14 protein-coding genes are annotated in these 18,274 nt (G+C 74.1%); 8 read left to right on the top strand and 6 right to left on the bottom strand.

Translation table 11 applies throughout. The features are described from left to right. Positions 1 to 64: 64 nt before the first annotated feature. The 8 genes from ACFXMG_RS04250 to ACFXMG_RS04215 all read left to right on the top strand — a co-directional run bounded on the left by ACFXMG_RS04250 (position 65) and on the right by ACFXMG_RS04215 (position 10,178). Positions 65 to 1,294: an AAA family ATPase gene (locus ACFXMG_RS04250; protein WP_383815183.1), complete on the top strand. Its 1,230-nt coding sequence runs from the start codon at positions 65 to 67 to the stop codon at positions 1,292 to 1,294. Next, positions 1,291 to 2,538: a VWA-like domain-containing protein gene (locus tag ACFXMG_RS04245; protein WP_383815185.1), complete on the top strand. Its 1,248-nt coding sequence runs from the start codon at positions 1,291 to 1,293 to the stop codon at positions 2,536 to 2,538. Before ACFXMG_RS04250 ends, ACFXMG_RS04245 begins: the two co-directional genes overlap by 4 nt. 146 nt (positions 2,539 to 2,684) lie before the next feature. After that, on the top strand, positions 2,685 to 3,581 hold the full coding sequence (locus ACFXMG_RS04240) for an oxygenase MpaB family protein (protein WP_383815187.1): 897 nt from the start codon (positions 2,685 to 2,687) through the stop codon (positions 3,579 to 3,581). Continuing rightward, positions 3,563 to 5,857, top strand: a complete 2,295-nt coding sequence (locus tag ACFXMG_RS04235; RefSeq protein ID WP_383815189.1) for a tetratricopeptide repeat protein — start codon at positions 3,563 to 3,565, stop codon at positions 5,855 to 5,857. The genes ACFXMG_RS04240 and ACFXMG_RS04235 overlap by 19 nt, the downstream gene beginning before the upstream one ends. A gap of 24 nt (positions 5,858 to 5,881) precedes the next feature. After that, positions 5,882 to 6,676 (top strand): 4'-phosphopantetheinyl transferase family protein, encoded by a 795-nt coding sequence (locus ACFXMG_RS04230; RefSeq protein ID WP_383815192.1) that lies wholly within the window; start codon positions 5,882 to 5,884, stop codon positions 6,674 to 6,676. Between the two features lie 163 nt (positions 6,677 to 6,839). Further along, complete coding sequence (gene tdh / locus ACFXMG_RS04225) at positions 6,840 to 7,874, top strand: L-threonine 3-dehydrogenase (RefSeq protein ID WP_383815323.1); 1,035 nt, start codon at positions 6,840 to 6,842, stop codon at positions 7,872 to 7,874. Between the two features lie 3 nt (positions 7,875 to 7,877). Next, the gene (locus ACFXMG_RS04220) at positions 7,878 to 9,077 is read left to right on the top strand and encodes a glycine C-acetyltransferase (RefSeq protein WP_383815194.1); all 1,200 of its coding nucleotides are present in this window, start codon (positions 7,878 to 7,880) and stop codon (positions 9,075 to 9,077) included. Between the two features lie 183 nt (positions 9,078 to 9,260). Continuing rightward, the gene (locus ACFXMG_RS04215; protein WP_383815197.1) at positions 9,261 to 10,178 is read left to right on the top strand and encodes a LysR family transcriptional regulator; all 918 of its coding nucleotides are present in this window, start codon (positions 9,261 to 9,263) and stop codon (positions 10,176 to 10,178) included. Positions 10,179 to 10,237: 59 nt separating this feature from the next. Here the strand turns inward: ACFXMG_RS04215 and ACFXMG_RS04210 are convergent, their stop codons facing one another. The 6 genes from ACFXMG_RS04210 to ACFXMG_RS04185 form a co-directional block, all read right to left on the bottom strand. Beyond that, positions 10,238 to 11,773: an FAD-binding oxidoreductase gene (locus ACFXMG_RS04210; RefSeq protein ID WP_383815200.1), complete on the bottom strand. Its 1,536-nt coding sequence runs from the start codon at positions 11,771 to 11,773 to the stop codon at positions 10,238 to 10,240. Positions 11,774 to 11,777: 4 nt separating this feature from the next. Next, on the bottom strand, positions 11,778 to 13,619 hold the full coding sequence (locus ACFXMG_RS04205) for an FAD-dependent monooxygenase (protein ID WP_383815203.1): 1,842 nt from the start codon (positions 13,617 to 13,619) through the stop codon (positions 11,778 to 11,780). Beyond that, the gene (locus tag ACFXMG_RS04200; RefSeq protein ID WP_383815206.1) at positions 13,616 to 15,109 is read right to left on the bottom strand and encodes a class I adenylate-forming enzyme family protein; all 1,494 of its coding nucleotides are present in this window, start codon (positions 15,107 to 15,109) and stop codon (positions 13,616 to 13,618) included. The genes ACFXMG_RS04205 and ACFXMG_RS04200 overlap by 4 nt, the downstream gene beginning before the upstream one ends. Then, positions 15,096 to 16,352 carry a kynureninase gene (gene kynU, locus ACFXMG_RS04195; RefSeq protein ID WP_383815208.1) on the bottom strand — a complete coding sequence of 419 codons (1,257 nt, stop codon included), beginning with the start codon at positions 16,350 to 16,352 and terminating at the stop codon, positions 15,096 to 15,098. Before kynU ends, ACFXMG_RS04200 begins: the two co-directional genes overlap by 14 nt. A 120-nt stretch (positions 16,353 to 16,472) precedes the next feature. Next, positions 16,473 to 16,973: a flavin reductase family protein gene (locus ACFXMG_RS04190; protein ID WP_383815326.1), complete on the bottom strand. Its 501-nt coding sequence runs from the start codon at positions 16,971 to 16,973 to the stop codon at positions 16,473 to 16,475. 5 nt (positions 16,974 to 16,978) lie between these two features. Then, a complete protein-coding gene (locus ACFXMG_RS04185; protein ID WP_383815211.1) occupies positions 16,979 to 18,274 on the bottom strand; it encodes a cation:proton antiporter in 1,296 nt (431 codons plus the stop codon).

Here is an 18,274-nt window from a genome sequence, read left to right as displayed (position 1 = left end):
GTCCCACCTCCCACCTCCCGCCGCCGTGCTCCGGCACGCCCGCACCCACCCCAGGTGATCACCCATGCGCACTCACACCACCCCCCGTACCGCCCCGCACCCCACCCCCCTCGACGTAGCCGCCGACCTCCTCGCCCTCCTCGGCGACACCCGCACCGAGCCGCGCGCCGACGAGCAACTGGAGGCGCTGACGTTGGCGGTCGCGGCCGATCTGCCCGTACTCCTGTGGGGGGAGCCCGGTATCGGGAAGACCGCGGCCCTCACGCGGCTCGCGGAGGAGCTGGACCTGCCGCTGACCACCGTCATCGCCAGCGTCCACGAGCCGACCGACTTCTCCGGGCTGCCGGTCCTCGGCGACGACCCGGCCGTACGGGGCGTGGCGATGGCGCCGCCGGACTGGGCGGTCCGGCTCGTGCGGGAGGGGCGGGGGCTGCTCTTCCTCGACGAGTTGTCCACCGCCCCGCCCGCCGTCCAGGCCGCCCTCCTCAGGCTCGTACTGGAACGCCGGGTCGGCGCCCTCACCCTCCCGCCAGGGGTACGCATCGTGGCCGCCGCCAACCCCCGCGCCTCCGCCGCCGACGGCTGGGAGCTGAGCGCCCCGCTCGCCAACCGCTTCGTCCACCTGCGCTGGACCCACGAGCACGAGGTCGTCGTGCGCGGCCTCGGCGGCACATGGCCGCGCGCCACGCTGCCCCGCCTCGACCCGGAGCGGCTCCCCGAGGCCGTCGACCGGGCCCGCCGCGCGGTCTGCGGGCTGCTCGGCGCACGGGCGACGCTCGTGCACCGGCTGCCGACGGAGGAGACCCGCAGGGGCGGCCCCTGGCCCTCGCCCCGCAGCTGGGACATGACGCTGCGTCTGCTCGCCTTCGCCACCGTCGCCGGCTCCTCCCGCGAGGTCCTCTCCCTCCTGGTCCGAGGCACCGTCGGGGACGGACCCGGCTTCGAACTCCTCGCCTGGCTCGACCGGATGGACCTCCCCGACCCCGAGAACCTCCTCGCCGACCCGGAGGCCGCCCCGCTCCCCGAACGCGGCGACCGGCGCCAGGCCGCCCTCGAAGGCGTCGTGGACGCCGTCCGCGCGCGCCCCTCCCGCGACCGCTGGGACGCCGCCTGGGCCCTGTTCGCGCGCGCCGCCGAGACGGGCCCGCCGGACCTCGTCGTCGTCCCCGCCACCACCCTCGCCGCGCTCCGCCGGGACGACTGGGACGTCCCCGCTGCCATCGAACGCCTCGCCGGGGCCGTCGACCTCTCCCGGCGCGCGGTCCGCCCCGCCGCGGCGCGGGCACGCCGATGAACGCCCCCGCCCCCGTGGTCCCGGCCGAGGAGGCCCTGGACCACGGCAAGCTGTACGCCGCCCGCCTCTACGCCGTCCGCGTCCGCCCCTACCTGGCCACCGCCCTCTTCGCCCTCCGGGTCGTACCCTCCCGGGGAGTCCCGACCATGGGCGTCGACCGCCACTGGCGGATGTACGTCTCCCCGGCCTTCGTCGACCGCACGCCGCTGCGGGAACTCGCCGGCGTCTGGGTCCACGAGGTCGCCCACCTGCTCCGCGACCACCACGGCCGGGGCGACCGCCTCGCCCGAGACCTCGGCCTCGACGGCGAGGCCGAACGCCTCCGCATGAACATCGCCGGCGACTTCGAGATCAACGACGACGTCTACGGCGACGGCCTCCCGCGCCCCGCCGGCGCCCTCCACCCCGCGATGCTCGAACTGGCCCCCGGGCTCCTCATGGAGGACTACGTCCGTGCCGTACGCATCACCCCGCGCACCCCCGCGATGGCCTGGCTCGACTGCGGCAGCGGCGCCGACGGACGCGCCCGCGCCTGGGAACTCGGCCCCGAAGGCGCCGACGGCCTCACCCCACAGGAACGCGCCGCCGTCGTCTACCGCGTCGCCCAGGGCATCAAGGGCGCCCCCGGCAACGCCCCGGAGGCATGGCAGCGCTGGGCCGGACAGGTCTGCCACCCGCCCCAGCCCTGGCGCGAACTCCTCGGCGCGGCCCTCGCCGCCGCCGTCTCGGCGGCCGGCGCAGGCGACGACTACACCTACCGCCGCCCCTCCCGCCGCGCCGCCTCCCTCCCCGGCGTCGTCCTGCCCAGCCTCCGCCGCGTCCCTCCCCACGTCGGCGTCGTCATCGACACCTCAGGCTCGGTCTCCGACACCGAACTGGGCAGCGCCCTCCTGGAGGTCGCCGCCCTCACCCGCGCCGTCGGCGGCCGCCGCGGCCTCGTCACCGTCGTCGCCTGCGACGCCGCCGCCCACACCGCCCAACGCCTCTGCGCCGGCGCCGACGTCCCCCTCGTCGGAGGCGGCGGCACCGACCTCCGCGCCGGCTTCTCCCGCGCCCTACGCCTGAACCCCCGCCCCGACGTCCTCGTCGTCTTCACCGACGGCCAAACCCCCTGGCCCACCACCGCCCCCACCTGCCGCACCATCGTCGGGCTGTTCCCCCGCCCGCCTGCCACGGCGCGGGAGGAGGAGGACGACCCTTTGTTGCGGCCGCCGGGGTGGGCGAGGGTGGTGGAGATCGGGTGAGAGCGATCGGATCCAACCTCCGATATCCGCCCTCCGGGATCCAAGATTTTGGATCCGGGCGGGTGGATCTTGGATCCAAGATTCCGGATCCGCTTCTTCCCGACGACCGGGGTCCCCTCCGCCCCACCCCGCGTAGCCTGAACCCCATGAGGCAGGACGCCGATCCCGGGCTCTTCGGGCCCCGTTCCGTGACCTGGCAGTTGCACGGTGATCCGGTGATGTGGATCGCCGGGGTGCGGGCTCTGTACCTCCAGGCCCTCCACCCCATCGCCGTGCGCGGAGTGATGATCAACAGCAGCTTCCGGGAGGATCCCTGGGGGCGGCTGATGCGGACGGCGAGCTTTGTCGGGACGCTCAGTTACGGGACGCGGGAGGCCGCTGAGGCTGCTGGGGCGCGGGTGCGGCGGATTCATCGGTTGCTGGGGGTCGACGATCCCGCGTTGCTGCTCTGGGTGCACTGCGCGGAGATCGACTCGTACGTCTCCGTCGCCCGCCGTTCCGGGCTGCCGCTGGTCGGGGAGCCGGCCGACCGGTACGTGGACGAGCAGCGCACGTCCGCGCGGCTCGTGGGGCTCGACCCGGAGGCCGTACCGGCCGACCAGGCGGCGCTCGATGGGTACTTCGACTCCGTGCGGGGTGAACTCGCGGCGGGCGAGGACGCGTTCGCCGTGCTCGAATTCCTGCGCAGGCCGCCCGTACCGCCTGCGCTGCTCGTCGGACGGGCGCTGGTGTGGAGGCGGATCAGTTCGCTGGCGTACGACACGCTGCCGGACTGGGCCCACGCGCTCTACGGCAGGCCCGTGCCGCCCCCGGACATCGTCACCCGGCGGCTTACCTCCACCGCCCGCCTGCTGCGCCGCGTACCGGCGACGCTCCGGTGGCGGCTCCCGCCCCGGCACATCCTGCGCGCCATGGAACGCCTCGGGCCGGACACCCGACCCGACCCGTACACACTGTCCGACCCTGCGGCCATACTGGACAGGCCGGAGAGCGTGCACGAAATCGACGGGGGCGACGGCACACGATGGGGGAGATCCGACTGATCCAGGGGCGCTACCGCCTGCACGAGGTCATCGGCCGCGGCGGGATGGGCGAGGTGTGGCGTTCCACGGACGAGGCGCTGGGCCGCGGGGTCGCGGTCAAGTGCCTCAAACCGCTCGGCCCGCACCAGGACGCGGGCGTGCAGACGGTCGTCCGCGAGCGGTTCCGTCGCGAGGCGCGGGTCGCGGCGGCGCTCCAGCACCGGGGAATCACCGTCGTCCACGACTTCGGCGAGTACGAGGGCGTGCTCTTCCTCGTCATGGAGCTGCTGGAGGGCCAGAACCTCAGCCAGCTCCTCACCGCCAACGCCCGCAACCCACTGCCGGTCCACGAGGTCGTCGACATCGCCGACCAGGTCGCCGACGCCCTCGAGTACACCCATCGCATGGGGATCGTGCACCGCGACCTGAAGCCCGCCAACATCATGCGGCTGCGCGACGGCACCGTGAAGATCTGCGACTTCGGGATAGCGCGCCTCGGCGCCGACATGGGGTTCACCTCACGGCTCACCGGCACCGGCATCGCCATGGGCACGCCCCATTACATGTCGCCGGAGCAGATCGGCGGCGGCGACATCGACCACCGCAGCGACCTCTACTCGCTCGGCTGCGTCCTGTACGAACTCGCCACCGGAGCACCGCCGTTCGACTTGGACGACTCCTGGGCCGTGCTCGTCGGGCACCGGGACACCGTGCCGAGCCCGCCGCGCGCCCACCGCTCCGAGCTGCCCGACTACTTCGACCGGCTCGTCGTCGACCTCCTCGCCAAGGTGCCCGACCAGCGCCCGCGCGACGCCTCCGACCTGCGCCGCCGGATCGTGGACGGACGCACCTTCGGGGGGACGTGCACCCTGCCGCCCCTCCCGTACGACCCGCCGCACCCCACCGACGGCGCCGGCGCCGGCACCGTCCCCGTGCAGGAATCCGGCGGCACGCCCGCGTGGGCCCGGGCCGTCACCGGCGGGCCGCGCCCCGCCGCGCCCGGAGCGCCCCGCGTCGCCGGCCACGACCCGGCCGCGGCCGTCCTCACCACCGAATGGACCACCGCCGGCGCACCCGCGGACGGCTCCGGCTCAGGCCCCGGCGGGCCCGCCGGCCGCACCACGGACGCCACGCCCGAACTGCTCGCCGTGCTGGCCGCCCGGCACCGAGCGGGCCTCGGGCTGGGACGGCTCGGTCGCTGGGCGGAGGCGGAGGATCTGCACCGTTCCGTCGCCGCGGACCGGACGCGGGTCCTCGGACCCGATCATCCCGACACCCTGGGCAGTGCCTACGAGGTCGCCTTCGCGCTGGGGCGGCTCGGCCGCACGGCCGAGGCCCTGGAGGCGTTCGAGCGCGTCGCCGAGGCCCGCGCGCGCGTCCTCGGCGCCGACCACCCCGACACCCTGGCCGCCCGCCAGGAGCGGGCCTTCACCCTCGGCCGGCTCGGCCGCCACGCGGAGGCGCACGCGCTCTACGCCGACGTCCTCGCCGTACGCGAGCGCACCGCCGGCGCCGACCACCCCGACACCCTGCGCTGCCGCCACAACCTCGCGTACACCCTCGCCCGGCTCGGGCGCCTGGAGGAGTCGTACCGTACGGCCCTGGCGGTCGCCGACACCCGCACCCGGTTGCTCGGCGCCGACCACCCCGACACGCTCGTCACCCGGCACGAACTCGCCCACACCCTCGGCCGGCTGGGCCGTGCCGAGGAGGCGCTCGACCAGTACCGCGCGGTGGCCGAGGGGCGGGCCTCCTCGCTGGGCCCCGACCACCCGGACACCCTCGCCGCCCGTTACGAGACCAGCGCCTGCCTCGGCCGGCTCGGGCGGGCCGCCGACGCGCTCGCCGTCTGCCGGGACCTGGTCGCCGTCCGCACCCGCACCCAGGGCGCCGACGCCCCGGAGACCCTGCGGGTCCGGCACGCCCTCGCCCTCCACCTCGCCCGGCTGGGGCGCTGGCAGGAGTCGCTCGACACCGTCCAGGCGGTGCACGCCGCCCGTCGCCGCGTCCTCGGCCCCGACCACCCCGACACCCTCCGCAGCCGCCGCGAGGCCGCCGTCGTCCTCGGCAGGCTGGGGCGCTGGGAGGAGGCGCTCCCCTCGCTGCGGTCCCTCGCGGAGGCCCGCGGCCGGACCCTCGGCCCTCTGCACCCGGACACCCTCTCCGCCCTCGCCGACCTCACCCACTGCCTGGACCGACTCGGCCGCCACACCGAGGCCGACGCCGTCCGCCGCGGCGGGGCGGTGGCCCCCGACGGCCACGGGCCGGGCGGGTCAACTGCCTCCGGCACACCCTGAGTCGGCCCCGACCACGCTGATTTAATGAACGATGTGATCAACGACCGCCCCGGCGCCCCCGCCCCCGAGCCCCACCCGCCCGCCCTCGACCCGGCCTCCGGCCCCGCCCGGGTCGACGTCGACCTGTGGCAGCTCCGGGTGGACCACCTCGCCGAGGACGATCTCGACCCCTCCGAACTCGACGCCGAGGAGCGCGTCCGGCTCACCGGCCCCCTCCGGGTGGCGGACCGCCTCCGGTACGGCATCGGGCACGTCGCCCTGCGCCGCCTCCTGGCCCCGCGCCTGGGCGTGGCACCGGCGGAGGTCGCGTACCGGCGCGAGCCCTGCCCCGGCTGCGGCGCCCTCCACGGCCGCCCCGCCCTCGACGGCCCGCCCGGCGCCCCGCACTTCTCCCTGTCGCACAGCGGCGACGTCGTCCTCATCGGGATCGCCGCCCGGCCCGTCGGCGTCGACGTCGAGAGCCACCCCAAGGCCACCACCGTCCGTGAGGTCACCTCGGTCCTCCACCCGATGGAACGGGCCGAGATCGCCGGAGCCGGGCACGCGCCCGAGGCGTTCGCCCGTATCTGGTGCCGCAAGGAGGCGTACCTCAAGGGCATCGGCATCGGCATGGCCCGCTCCCTCGACAAGGACTACCTCGGGGAGACCGACCCCTCCGCCCTTCCCGAGGGCTGGGACGTCGCGGGCGTGCCGACCGCCGACGGGCACGCGGCCGCCGTCGCCGTGGCGGGGACCCTGGGACTGGTCCGTACGAGTTGGCTTCCGGTCTCCTTCGTCACCGCCGCGACCGCGGCCGGAACCACGGGCGGACCGGCCTGAGCAGCGGCGACGTCCCCGGCGTGAAGCTGAGCTGCGAGCGCGCTTAAGAAAACCTCGATGGACCGAGAGCCCCGGGTGCGGGAGATTCATGTCCGAGGATCTTGGGCACGCGCGCGTGCCCCGGTCCGTACATCACAGGACACGTACGTCGGGAGCCGTGGCATTGAAGGCGTTGGTCAAGCTGAAGGCGGAGCCGGGACTCTGGCTCACGGACGTGCCCGAGCCGGAGACCGGCCCGGGGGACGTACTGATCAAGGTCAAGCGGACCGGGATCTGCGGTACCGACCTGCACATCCGTTCCTGGGACGGCTGGGCGCAGAAGACCATCTCGACGCCGATGACCATCGGTCACGAGTTCGTCGGCGAGGTCGTCTCCGTCGGGCGTGACGTCTCCGACATCGCCATCGGCGACCTGGTCAGCGGCGAGGGCCACCTCGTCTGCGGCAAGTGCCGCAACTGCCTCGCCGGCCGCCGCCACCTCTGCCGCGCCACCGTCGGCCTCGGCGTCGGCCGCGACGGAGCCTTCGCCGAGTACGTGGCGCTGCCCGCGTCCAACGTGTGGGTGCACCGCGTCCCGGTCGACCTCGACGTCGCCGCGATCTTCGACCCCTTCGGCAACGCCGTCCACACCGCGCTCTCCTTCCCGCTCGTCGGCGAGGACGTCCTCGTCACCGGCGCCGGCCCGATCGGCATCATGGCCGCCGCCGTCGCCAAGCACGCCGGCGCCCGCCACGTCGTCATCACCGACGTCAGCGAGGAGCGCCTGGACCTCGCCCGCAAGACCGGCGTCTCCCTCGCCCTGAACGTCGGCGAGAAGACCATCGCGGACGGCCAGCGCACCCTCGGGCTGAAGGAGGGCTTCGACGTCGGCCTGGAGATGTCCGGCAACCCGCACGCCATGCGCGACATGATCGCCAACATGACGCACGGCGGAAAGATCGCCATGCTCGGCCTGCCGAGCGAGGACTTCGCCGTCGACTGGGCGAAGATCGTCACCTCGATGATCACCATCAAGGGCATCTACGGCCGCGAGATGTTCGAGACCTGGTACGCGATGTCCGTCCTCCTGGAGGGCGGGCTCGACCTCTCCCCGGTCATCACCGGCCGGTACGACTTCACCGACTACGAGGCCGCCTTCGACGACGCGGCCTCCGGCAAGAGCGGCAAGATCATCCTCGACTGGACTGCGGGAGCCTGACCCATGTTCGATTCCGTACGCGACGACATCCGCGCCACCCTCGAAGAGATCCGGGCGGCCGGCCTCCACAAGCCCGAGCGCGTCATCGGCACCCCCCAGTCCGCGACCGTCGAGGTCACCGCGGGCGGCCGCCCCGGCGAGGTGCTGAACTTCTGCGCCAACAACTACCTCGGCCTCGCCGACCACCCCGACGTCGTCGCCGCCGCCCACGAGGCGCTCGACCGCTGGGGCTACGGCATGGCCTCGGTCCGCTTCATCTGCGGCACGCAGGAGGTGCACAAGGAGCTGGAGGCCCGCCTCTCGGCCTTCCTCGGCCAGGAGGACACGATCCTCTACTCCTCCTGCTTCGACGCCAACGGCGGCGTCTTCGAGACCCTCCTCGGCGCCGAGGACGCGGTCATCTCCGACGCCCTCAACCACGCCTCCATCATCGACGGCATCCGCCTCTCCAAGGCCCGCCGCTTCCGCTACGCCAACCGCGACATGGCCGACCTGGAGCAGCAGCTCAAGGAGGCCACCGAGGGCGGCGCCCGGCGCAAGCTGATCGTCACCGACGGCGTGTTCTCCATGGACGGGTACGTGGCTCCGCTCGCCGACATCTGCGACCTGGCCGAGCGCTACGACGCCATGGTCATGGTCGACGACTCGCACGCCGTCGGCTTCGTCGGCGCCGGCGGTCGCGGCACCCCGGAACTGCACGGCGTCATGGACCGCGTCGACATCATCACCGGCACCCTCGGCAAGGCCCTCGGCGGCGCCTCCGGGGGCTACGTCGCCGCCCGCGCCGAGATCGTCGCCCTGCTGCGCCAGCGCTCCCGCCCGTACCTCTTCTCCAACACCCTCGCCCCGGTCATCGCCGCCGCCTCCCTCAAGGTCCTCGACCTCCTGGAGTCCGCCGGCGACCTGCGCGACAAGCTCAACGCCAACACGGCGCTCTTCCGCGGCCGCATGAACGAGGAGGGCTTCGACATCCTCCCCGGCGACCACGCCATCGCCCCCGTCATGATCGGCGACGCGTCGGAGGCCGGAAAGATGGCCGAGCTGCTCCTGGAGCGCGGCGTCTACGTGATCGGCTTCTCGTACCCGGTCGTCCCCCAGGGCCAGGCCCGCATCCGCGTCCAGCTCTCCGCCGCGCACTCCACGGAGGACGTGAACCGCGCGGTGGACGCGTTCGTGGCGGCCCGCGCGGAACTCCGCGGCTGAATATCGGATCCGCTATCCAGGAGGTTGGATCCAACCTCCTGGATCTTGGATCCGGTATCCGGGAGGTTGGATCCGACCTCCCGGATACCAGATGCCGGATACCGGATGTCGGATTGTTGATATTGGATCCAATCTTTCCGGCCGGCGGCGCAAGCCCCACCCCCGGCCTGGGAGACTGGGCGCATGATCGAAGCACGGCGGTTGCACATCCTCCGTGCGGTGGCCGACCACCGCACGGTCACGGCGGCGGCCGCCGCGCTCTATCTCACCCCCTCCGCCGTCTCCCAGCAGCTTGCCGCGCTGGAGCAGGAGACGGGCCACCGGCTCGTCGACCGCAGTGCGCGCGGAGCGAGGCTCACCGCCGCCGGGGAGATTCTGCTGAGCCATGCCAACGCCGTGCTCGCCCAGTTGGAACGGGCGGAGGCGGCGCTTGCCGCGTACGGCTCCGGTGAGGCGGGGATCGTGACGGTCGCCGCGTTCGCCACCGGCATCGGGCTCGTCGTCGCCCCCGCCATCGCGGATCTCGCCGCCACGGCGCCGGGCATTCGGGTCAGGGTGAGGGATGCCGAGGGTGACGCGAGCCTGATGATGGTGCTGGACCGGCAGGTGGACGTGGCCGTGGCCGTCGAGTACCGGGGCGCCCCGGGCGAGGACGACGACCGGCTGACCCGGGTGCCGCTCTACGCGGAACCCTTCGACGTGGTCCTCTCGCCCGGCCACCCCCTCGGCGGCACCGACCGGATCGCCCTCGCCGACCTCGCCAAGGACGCCTGGATCGGCCAGTCCGCCGGCAACCCCTGCCAGGACGTGACCGTCCTGGCCTGCGAGTACGCCGGGTTCGCGCCCCGCTTCGAGCACGTCTCCGACGACTTCCGGGCCGTCGTCGCGCTCGCCGCCGCGGGTGCGGGCGCTGCGCTCGTGCCCCGTTCGGCGCTGCGCGGGATGGACCTCACGGACGTCGCGGTCCGCGCCGTCGACGGCGTCGCGCCCACCCGTCGCGTCTTCGCGGCCGTACGCCGGGGCGCCGAGGACCACCCCCTCATCGCCCCCGTGCTCACCGCCCTCCGCACGGCGGCCGCCCCCGGCCCGAGCGAGCCCTGAGGGCTCCCCGGTCGAGGGCGGCCGATGTGCGGGAGGAGAGCCCCCGGGCTAACCCCCGGCTACACCGAGGCGGGGATCGCCTGGGGGAAGCGGAAGAAGCCGTGCGGGTCGTAGGTGCTCTTCACGCGGCTGAGCGCGGCGAGGTTCGAGCCGTAGTACGCGTCGGCCCAGCCCGTGAGGTCCGGGTCGGGGAAGTTCGCGTACGAACGCCCGTTGGAGTACGGGTCGGCGGCGTCGAACACGCCGTTCAGCCACTGCCCCGCGGCGGCCTTGTCCTCGTCCGTGAGGTACGCGCCGTTGAGGCTCGTCGTGATGGTCGCGCTGTACAGGGCGTCGCGGTGGACCCAGGCCGTGGAGTCCACGGCCGGCAGGTTGGCGTTCTTGCCGAGACCCAGCAGGCTGATGACGCGGAACTGGCCGGCCCTGCGGTCGGCGTCGAACGCGGCCAGCAGCTCGTCCACCCCGGTGCTGGGCAGCACACGGCTGAACATGCGGCCGCGGTTCTTGACGTAGGCCGTCCGCGGGAGGGACGCCTCGGGGGTGCTGCCGGTGAAGTGGCAGGCGTCCACGGTCTTGTCCTCGCAGCCGAAGACCCGCATCATCGCCTTCTCGTACGTCAGGTCCTGCACGACCCGCGTCGAGGGCTCGCTACCGACGAGCGCCGACAGCATGCGCAGTTCGGCGTCGAGCGCCTCCATCGAGCCGAAGTGGACACCGGAGACGACGAAGACGGGCACGGCGCCCGGGCGCGCGTCGGGCATCCGCAGGACGCCGCCGCAGGCCAGATCGGCGGAGCCCTGGGCCACCCACTCCAGGTAGCCGGGGATCGCGGCCTGCGCCGCGTCCCAGGACCAGGTCAGGGTGTAGTGCCCGACCCGGGCGATCGAGGTCGGCCGCATCCGGTAGTCGGTGATCACCCCGAAGTTGCCGCCGCCGCCACCGCGCAGCGCCCAGAAGAGGTCCGGGTTCTTCGTCGCCGACGCGGTGACGACCCGCCCGTCCGCGAGGACCACCTCGGCCGAGAGCAGCCGGTCGGACGCGGGGCCGTACTTGCGGTACTGCCAGCCGGTGCCGCCGCCCGTGATGAAGCCGCCGGGGCAGACCGTCGGACAGAAGCCGGCGGGCACCGTCAGCCCGTGCGGGCTGAGCCGGGGCACGACGTCCACCGTCTGCACACCGGGGCCGAGCCGGACCTCGCCGGCCCCGGCCACGACGCGGTTCATCCGCGTCAGGTTGATGACGAGGCCCTCGGTGGTCGACCAGCCGCCGTAGTTGTGGCCGCCGCTGCGCACCGAGGCGTGGATGCCGTGGTCCTGGGCGAAGCGGACGCAGGTGCTGACGTCCTGCGGCGTCTCGCAGAGCGCCACCGCCTGCGGGTATATGGAGTCGAACTGGGCGCTGGCGAGCTTCCTGACGCGGTCGTAGTCCGCGTCGGCGGGGAGCGCGACATCGCCGGTGAGCGAGGCGCGGAGCAGCTCCCAGTTCGGCCCCGTGGCCGACGTGGGGCGGGCTCCGGCGGTGGAGGCCGTGGCGATGCCCGCGGCGGCGGCGGTGAGACCGGCGCCGGCTCCGAGTAAGGTCCTGCGGCTGATCATCTCGTCAATCTCCCTTGGTTGCTTCGGTTCCTTGATGCGTCGGTACGAGGGCGCCGGGGCCGGCACCGGAGCCGGGCACGCACCATGCGTCGATCCGGCCGGCCAGGACGTGCGTGGCGACCTGGTCGGGCCGCACGCGGAAGCCGCTCAGCATGACCGGCACGCCCAGGGCGGTGCGTACGGTGTCGGCCGCTTCGAGGGCGTCGAGGACCGCGTCGGGCTCCGACGCGGCGCCGGGCGGCGCCGCGAGGTCGGCCAGGTCGCACAGGCCCGCCGCACGCAGCACGCGCAGCCGGGCGGTGACGGCCTCCGTCGCGCCGGTGCACCCCGTGCGTACGGCGACGGCGGGGCCGGTCGACGTGCCGGAGGCGCGTACGGTCTCGGCGAAAGCGCCCGCCTCCGCGGCGGCCCGCGCCGGGTCCTCGGGGCAGGGGCCCATGTCGATGACGAGCAGCGGCGCGGAGGCGAGGGTGGCGCCCGCGCCCGGTACGTCCCCGGCGGCGACGACCACGCCCTGCGGGAGTCCCTGAGCTATGGGGCCGGGGACCTCACCAGCGGCGGCGCGCAGCACGCACCCGTACGTCCCGTCCTCCTGCGGCCCGGCACCGCTGGCGTCGGCCGCCGAGAGGTCCCGTACGAGCCGTCCGGGCAGGCGGGTTCCGGCCACGTCCAGGGGCAGCGAGAGCACGCCGTCGGACGGTGGTTCGTCCGCGAGCGACCGGGTGGCCCGCTCGACCAGCTCGGGGGCGTCGGCCGTGATCCGTTCCAGCGGGAGCAGCGAGGCGCGGCTGAGCAGGTGCACGGCGAACTGCGGTGCGGGCCTGGCCAGGTACTCAGGGGCGCGTTCGAACCAGCGCATGCTGCGCTCGCCCGCCGCCCTCAGTGCGCGGACGGCGGGCGTCCGGCGCCGTTCGTACTCGGCGAGGGCGGTCGCGATGTCGTCCTCGCGGCCCAGGGCCTGTCCGAGGACGTACGCGTCCTCCAGCGCCAGCCGGGTCCCGGAGCCGACCGAGTAGTGCGCGGTGTGCGCGGCGTCGCCGATGAGGACGACGTTCTCGTGGACGCACCGGTCGAGGTGCACGGTGGGGAAGTGCGCCCAGCGCGGGTCCTTGGCCTGGAGCGGCCGGTGGTCGAGGTGGTCGGCGAAGACCCGCGTCCAGTGGCCGAGGTCCCGCTCCAGGTCCACGCGCGGTCCGCCGTCGCCTCGCGGCACCTCGACGACGAAGGTGCTGATGCCGTCGCCGTGCGGGTAGCCGTGGGCGATGGCGACGCCCTCGGGGGTCTCCTCGAAGACGAAGGTCATGGCGTCGAACGCGGCGGTGGTGCCGAGCCAGGCGAAGCGTGACGTGCCGTGTCCGACGCGCGCCCCCAGCTCCGTCGCGAGGGCGGCGCGGGTGCGGCTCCCGGCTCCGTCGGCGGCGACGACGAGGTCGTACCGGGAGCGCAGCTCGTCGATGCCGGCGGGCGACTCGTAGCGGAGGTCCACGCCCGCGTCGAGCGCCTGGGCGGCGAGTTCGGAGAGCAGTCGGTGCCGGGAGAGGGCCACGTATCCGTGGCCCGCGCTGCGGAGCCGCCGGCCGTGTGCCCGGACCTCGACGTCCTGCCAGGTCACCTGGGAGGACAGGACGGCGCCGAGCGACGGCGTCATGAACTCGATGGTGCGGACCGCGACGTCGGAGAAGACCACGCCGTACCCGTACGTCACGTCCTTGGGCGCGCGTTCGTGGACGACGACGTGCCAGTCGGGGCGTGCCTTCTTGATCTGGGTGGCGGCGAGGAGGCCGGCGGGGCCGGCGCCCACGCAGGCGACCGTCCTGGGGGCGCCGCCGGAAGGGGAGGCGGTCATCGGGCCGGGCCGGCCTGTTCCGCGAGCACCCGGCGGAGGATCTTCCCGGCGGCGTTGCGGGGGATCTCGGACACCGTACGGGCCTCCTTCGGGAGTTTGTACGAGGAGAGGCGGCCGTGCAGGTGGGCGAGGAGGGCGTCGGAGGAGAACGCGGCGCCCGGCTCGACGACGACGAAGGCCAGCGGAACCTCGCCCCACACCTCGTCGGCGATGCCGATCACGGCGACGTCGGCCACCCCTTCGTATCCGGCGATGGCGTTCTCGACCTCGGCGGGGAAGACGTTCTGGCCGCCCCGCTTGATCACGTCCTTCTTGCGGTCCTTCAGGTGGACGTAGCCGTGGGCGTCCATCCACCCCAGGTCGCCGGTGCGGACCCAGCCGTCGACGATGGTGCGGCTGGTCTCGGCGGCGTCGCCCACGTAGTGCGCCATGCGTCCGACGGCCAGCACGCAGACCTCGCCGATCTCGCCCACCGGCAGCGGCCGGTTGTCCTCGTCGTGGATCTCGACGCGGATGCCCGGCACGGCCCGCCCGCTGGACTCCAGCGGGATCCCGCCGTCCTCCTCGTCCGAGGGCTCGGACAGCCAGGTGCAGAAGGTGCCGCCGGCCTCGGTCATGCCGTAGACGTTGCGGAAGCCGCAGCCGAAGGCGTGGCGGGCGTCCCGGAGCAGGTCGGGGCTCATCGGGGAGGCGCCGAACATGATCTCGCGCAGGGTGTTGGGGACCCGGGTGTCCTTCCCGACGGCCATCATCAGGAAGCGCAGCACCTGCGGCACCAGCCAGACGTGCGTGATGCCGCGTTCGGTGATCTGCCGCAGGACCGCGCGGGGCTGGAACTCGCGCATGATGTGCAGGGTGGCTCCGGCCGCGACGTAGTGGAGCGTGGCCGTGATGCTGCCGTGCGAGAGGGAGTTGAGGTTGAGCAGGCGGACGCTGTCGTCCACGCGCGCCTGGGCGAGCCACGAGAGCGACATCTGGCGCAGCGCGCCCGCCGTCTGGAGGACGCCCTTGGGCCTGCCGGTCGTGCCGGAGGTGAGGAGCACCGCGAGCGGGTCGTCGAGCGTCGCGGCGAGCGGGGGCGCGGTCCGGCCGGCGACGAGGACCTTCTGGAACTCCTCCGAGTCGAACACGGTCGTCCGGCCGGCGGGCAGGCCGAGCTTCTCCACCGGGCGCTGCTCGCCCATGACGTGCCGGATCTCCATGCGTTCGGCGGCGTCGGCGAACTCGGTGGGGGACATGGCGTGGTTGACGGGGACGAAGGGGGCCCCGAGGTGGGCGAGGGCGAAGTAGCTCACGAGGACTTCGAGCCGGTTGCGGGAGTACACGGCGACGCGGTCGCCGTGCCGGATGCCGGCCTCGTCCAGGTGGGCCGCGACCGAGTGCGCGGCGGACCGGAGTTCGCGCCAGGTGAGGCTGCGGTCGCCCTCCACGACGGCGTGGGCGTCGCCGCGCTGCTGGCAGTGCCGGTCGAGTATGTCACTGAGCCACATGGGTCTCTCCGATGAGTGGGTGCGCCGGTGCCGTCCGTCCGTGCGGGCGGCGGTCCGCCTCCGCCAGGTCGCCGAGGGCCGTGACGGCGTCGTGGATGTCCGTGTACGAGACGTAGAGGCTGTTGAAGCCGAACCGCAGCAGGGTGGGCGGGCGTACGTCTCCGATCACGCCGCGCTCGGCCAGCAGGTCCATGAGCCGGGAGGCGTCCGGATGGCTCAACGTGACCTGGCTGCCCCGGCGTTCGTCCTCGCGGGGGGTGACCAGGTCGAAGCCGAGAGCGGCCAGGCGGTCGTCGAAGCACTCGATGAAGAACCGGCCGAGGCGGAGGTTCTTGGCCCGGATCTCCTCGACGGACACGCCGTCGAAGACGTCGAGGGCGGCGTCGAGCGCCGACAGCGAGAGGACGTGCGGCGCGCCGATCCGGAACCGCGACATGTCGTCGGCGGGCCGGTAGTCGGGCGTCATCGCGAAGGGCGCGGCGTGGCCGAGCCAGCCGGTCAGGGGCTGGTCGGCGGCGGCGTGGTGGCGCCGGGCGACGTAGAGGTACGCGGGGGCGCCGGGGCCTCCGGACAGGTACTTGTAGCTGCATCCGACCGCGAGGTCGACCCCGTCGGCGTCGAGCGAGAGGGGCAGCGCTCCGGCGGCGTGGCACAGGTCCCACACGGTGACCGCGCCCGCCTGGTGGGCCCGGGCGGTGATGTCCGCGACGTCGAACGCCTCGCCGGTGCGGAAGTCGACCGGGCTGCCGAGGAGGACGGCGACCTCGGGGCCGTACGCGTCGAGGGCTGCGGTCATCTTCGCCATGGGGGTGTGGCGGAGCTCCAGGCCGAGCATCCGGGCGACGGACGCGGCGAGGTAGCGGTCCGTGGGGAAGCCGTCTCCGTCGGCGAGGAGGACGGTGCGGCCGGGGCGGAGTCGGGCCGCCGTCGTCAGCGCGTTGAAGAGCTGGACGGAGGTGGAGTCGCCGGTCACGGTCTGGCCCGCGGCGGCGCCGATGAGCCGGCCGATGCGGTCGCCGATCCGCATGGGCGAGTCCAGCCAGGCGTCGTCGGTCCAGCCCTTGATCAGGTGCTCGCGCCACTGCCGCACGGTGTGGTCCAGGGCGGCGGGCGCGCCGGCCGGCATGGCGCCGAGGGAGTTGCCGTCCAGGTACACGACGCCGGGCGGAAGCGTGAAGCGGGCGCGGGCGGGTGCGAGGGGGTCGGCGCGGTCCAGCCGCTCGGCCGCGGCTCGGCTCGTCATCTGGGGGTTCTCCGATCGGGTGGGGATGGCTGGGGGGCGCGCGGGCGGCGCCGGGCGGCCGCGCGCACGGGTGGCGGCGTCGTGGGGCGGCACCGTGGGGCGGTGGGGTGGCGGCGCGGGTCAGGCTTCGGGCCAGGTGCTGTAGCGCCGCCGCCCGTAGAGGAGGGGGCGTCGTTCCGGTGCGGTGCCGACGCCGATGACCTCGCCGAACACGACGACGTGGGTGCCTCCGTCGGCGGTCCGGGTCACCCGGCAGTCCGCGACGGCGTGGGTCCGGCCCACGAGGTGGGGGCCGCCCGGGCCGGGCGACCAGGGCAGCCGGTCGAAGCGGTCGGCGTCCCCGGAGGCGAACAGCGCGGCGGTGGAACGGGCCTCGCCGTGCAGCAGGTTCACGGCGAAGGTGCCGGTCTCCAGCAGGGCCGCGAGCGTGGGGCTCTCCGCGCGCAGGCAGACCAGGATCGTCGGCGGGGTGACGCTGAGGCTGCACAGCGAGGAGCAGGTCATGCCCCAGGGGCGTCCCTCGGGGTCGTACGTCGTGACGACCGAGACCCCGGTGGGGAACTCGGACATGAGGGTACGGAACTCCTCGGCTGCCACGGGCTGGTGCGTCGTGGTCGACATTTCGGTCACGGAACGTTTCCTCTCGCGGGTGCGAGGCCGGGCGCCGCGTCCCTGTCCGGCAGGCGGCGGTGCTCGGCGCGGTCGATGGCGAGCAGGGCGGGGCCGGTCAGGGCGGTGGTGACCAGGGCCATGGCGAGGAGGGAGAGGTAGAGGGTGCCGGTCAGCACCCCGGCGCTGTAGCCGAGCTGGAGCACGATGAGCTCGGTGAGGCCCCGGGTGTTCATCAGCGCCCCGGCGCGCAGGGCGTCGAAGTGCCCGTAGCGGCCCAGGCGCGCGCCGGCGTACCCGCCGACGGCCTTGCCGGTGATGCCGAGCAGGATGGTGAGCGCGATGAGGACGAGCGGCGCGGAGCGCAGCGCGTCGGTGAGTACGGTGACGCCGCTGACCACGAAGAAGACGGGGACCAGCGCGTGTCCGACCTTGGTCACGCTCGCCACGGGGGGCTTCCAGGCCGGGTGGCGCCGGTGCGGGACGGCCAGTCCGGCGAGCAGGGCGCCCACGATCGCCGTCATGCCGTGCTCCTTCATGGTGAAGGCGAGGGCGACGGCGAAGGCGGCGAGCAGGAGGGCGGCGGCCCGGGGTGTCCGCGCGCAGGCCCGGGTGAGGACGCGGGTGCCGAGCAGCGCGCGTACGGCCACCGCCGCGAGGATGCCCGCGGCGAGGACCCCGGCCGCTCGCAGGAAGCCGCCGATGTCGCCGGAGCGCAGGCCCACGGCCACCGGGAGCAGCAGCCAGGCCAGGCAGTCGATGACGACGGCGGCGAGGAGGGTGGTGCGGCCGGTGTCGGTGTCGACGAGGCCCCGGTCGTCCAGGATCCGGGCCAGGACGGGCACGGCGGTGATGGACATGGACACCGCGACCACGAGCAGGAAGGAGGCCAGCGGGGCGCTGCCGCGGGCGGCCTGGTCGTCGGTGAGGAGGACCCAGCCCGCGAGGAGCAGTCCGGTGGCGAAGGAGGGCAGGAACGATCCTGCGACGAGCCACCAGGTGGGCTTGGACCGGGAGCCGGCGGCGCCGGTGTCGAGGTGGCCCGCCAGTCCCACCATGAACAGCACGAGCCCGACCTCGGAGAGCGTCTTGAGGTCGTCGAGCACGGGGCCGGGGAGGAGCGTGTGGAAGGTCTCGGGTCCGGCCAGCCGGATGAGGACGGGTCCGACCAGCAGACCGGCCACGATCTCGCCGATCACCTCGGGCTGGCGGGTGGCGCGGGCCGTCAGCCGGCCTGCGCGCACGACCAGCACCGCAGCACTGAGGACCGCCAGCAGATGGGCGGCTCGAAGCAGGAGTTCTGGGGCGGTCAC

The sequence above is a fragment of the Streptomyces sp. NPDC059201 genome (assembly GCF_042754585.1).
In the GTDB taxonomy this organism is placed as follows: Bacteria; Actinomycetota; Actinomycetes; order Streptomycetales; family Streptomycetaceae; genus Streptomyces.
This window is presented reverse-complemented; position numbering and strand designations above follow the sequence as displayed.

Coding starts and splice junctions, on each gene's coding strand:
- ACFXMG_RS04250 (WP_383815183.1), top strand. CDS start 65: ATGCGCACTCACACCACCCCCCGTACCGCCCCGCACCCCACCCCCCTC.
- ACFXMG_RS04245 (WP_383815185.1), top strand. CDS start 1,291: ATGAACGCCCCCGCCCCCGTGGTCCCGGCCGAGGAGGCCCTGGACCAC.
- ACFXMG_RS04240 (WP_383815187.1), top strand. CDS start 2,685: ATGAGGCAGGACGCCGATCCCGGGCTCTTCGGGCCCCGTTCCGTGACC.
- ACFXMG_RS04235 (WP_383815189.1), top strand. CDS start 3,563: ATGGGGGAGATCCGACTGATCCAGGGGCGCTACCGCCTGCACGAGGTC.
- ACFXMG_RS04230 (WP_383815192.1), top strand. CDS start 5,882: ATGAACGATGTGATCAACGACCGCCCCGGCGCCCCCGCCCCCGAGCCC.
- ACFXMG_RS04220 (WP_383815194.1), top strand. CDS start 7,878: ATGTTCGATTCCGTACGCGACGACATCCGCGCCACCCTCGAAGAGATC.
- ACFXMG_RS04215 (WP_383815197.1), top strand. CDS start 9,261: ATGATCGAAGCACGGCGGTTGCACATCCTCCGTGCGGTGGCCGACCAC.
- ACFXMG_RS04210 (WP_383815200.1), bottom strand. CDS start 11,773: ATGATCAGCCGCAGGACCTTACTCGGAGCCGGCGCCGGTCTCACCGCC.
- ACFXMG_RS04205 (WP_383815203.1), bottom strand. CDS start 13,619: ATGACCGCCTCCCCTTCCGGCGGCGCCCCCAGGACGGTCGCCTGCGTG.
- ACFXMG_RS04200 (WP_383815206.1), bottom strand. CDS start 15,109: ATGTGGCTCAGTGACATACTCGACCGGCACTGCCAGCAGCGCGGCGAC.
- kynU (WP_383815208.1), bottom strand. CDS start 16,352: ATGACGAGCCGAGCCGCGGCCGAGCGGCTGGACCGCGCCGACCCCCTC.
- ACFXMG_RS04190 (WP_383815326.1), bottom strand. CDS start 16,973: ATGTCGACCACGACGCACCAGCCCGTGGCAGCCGAGGAGTTCCGTACC.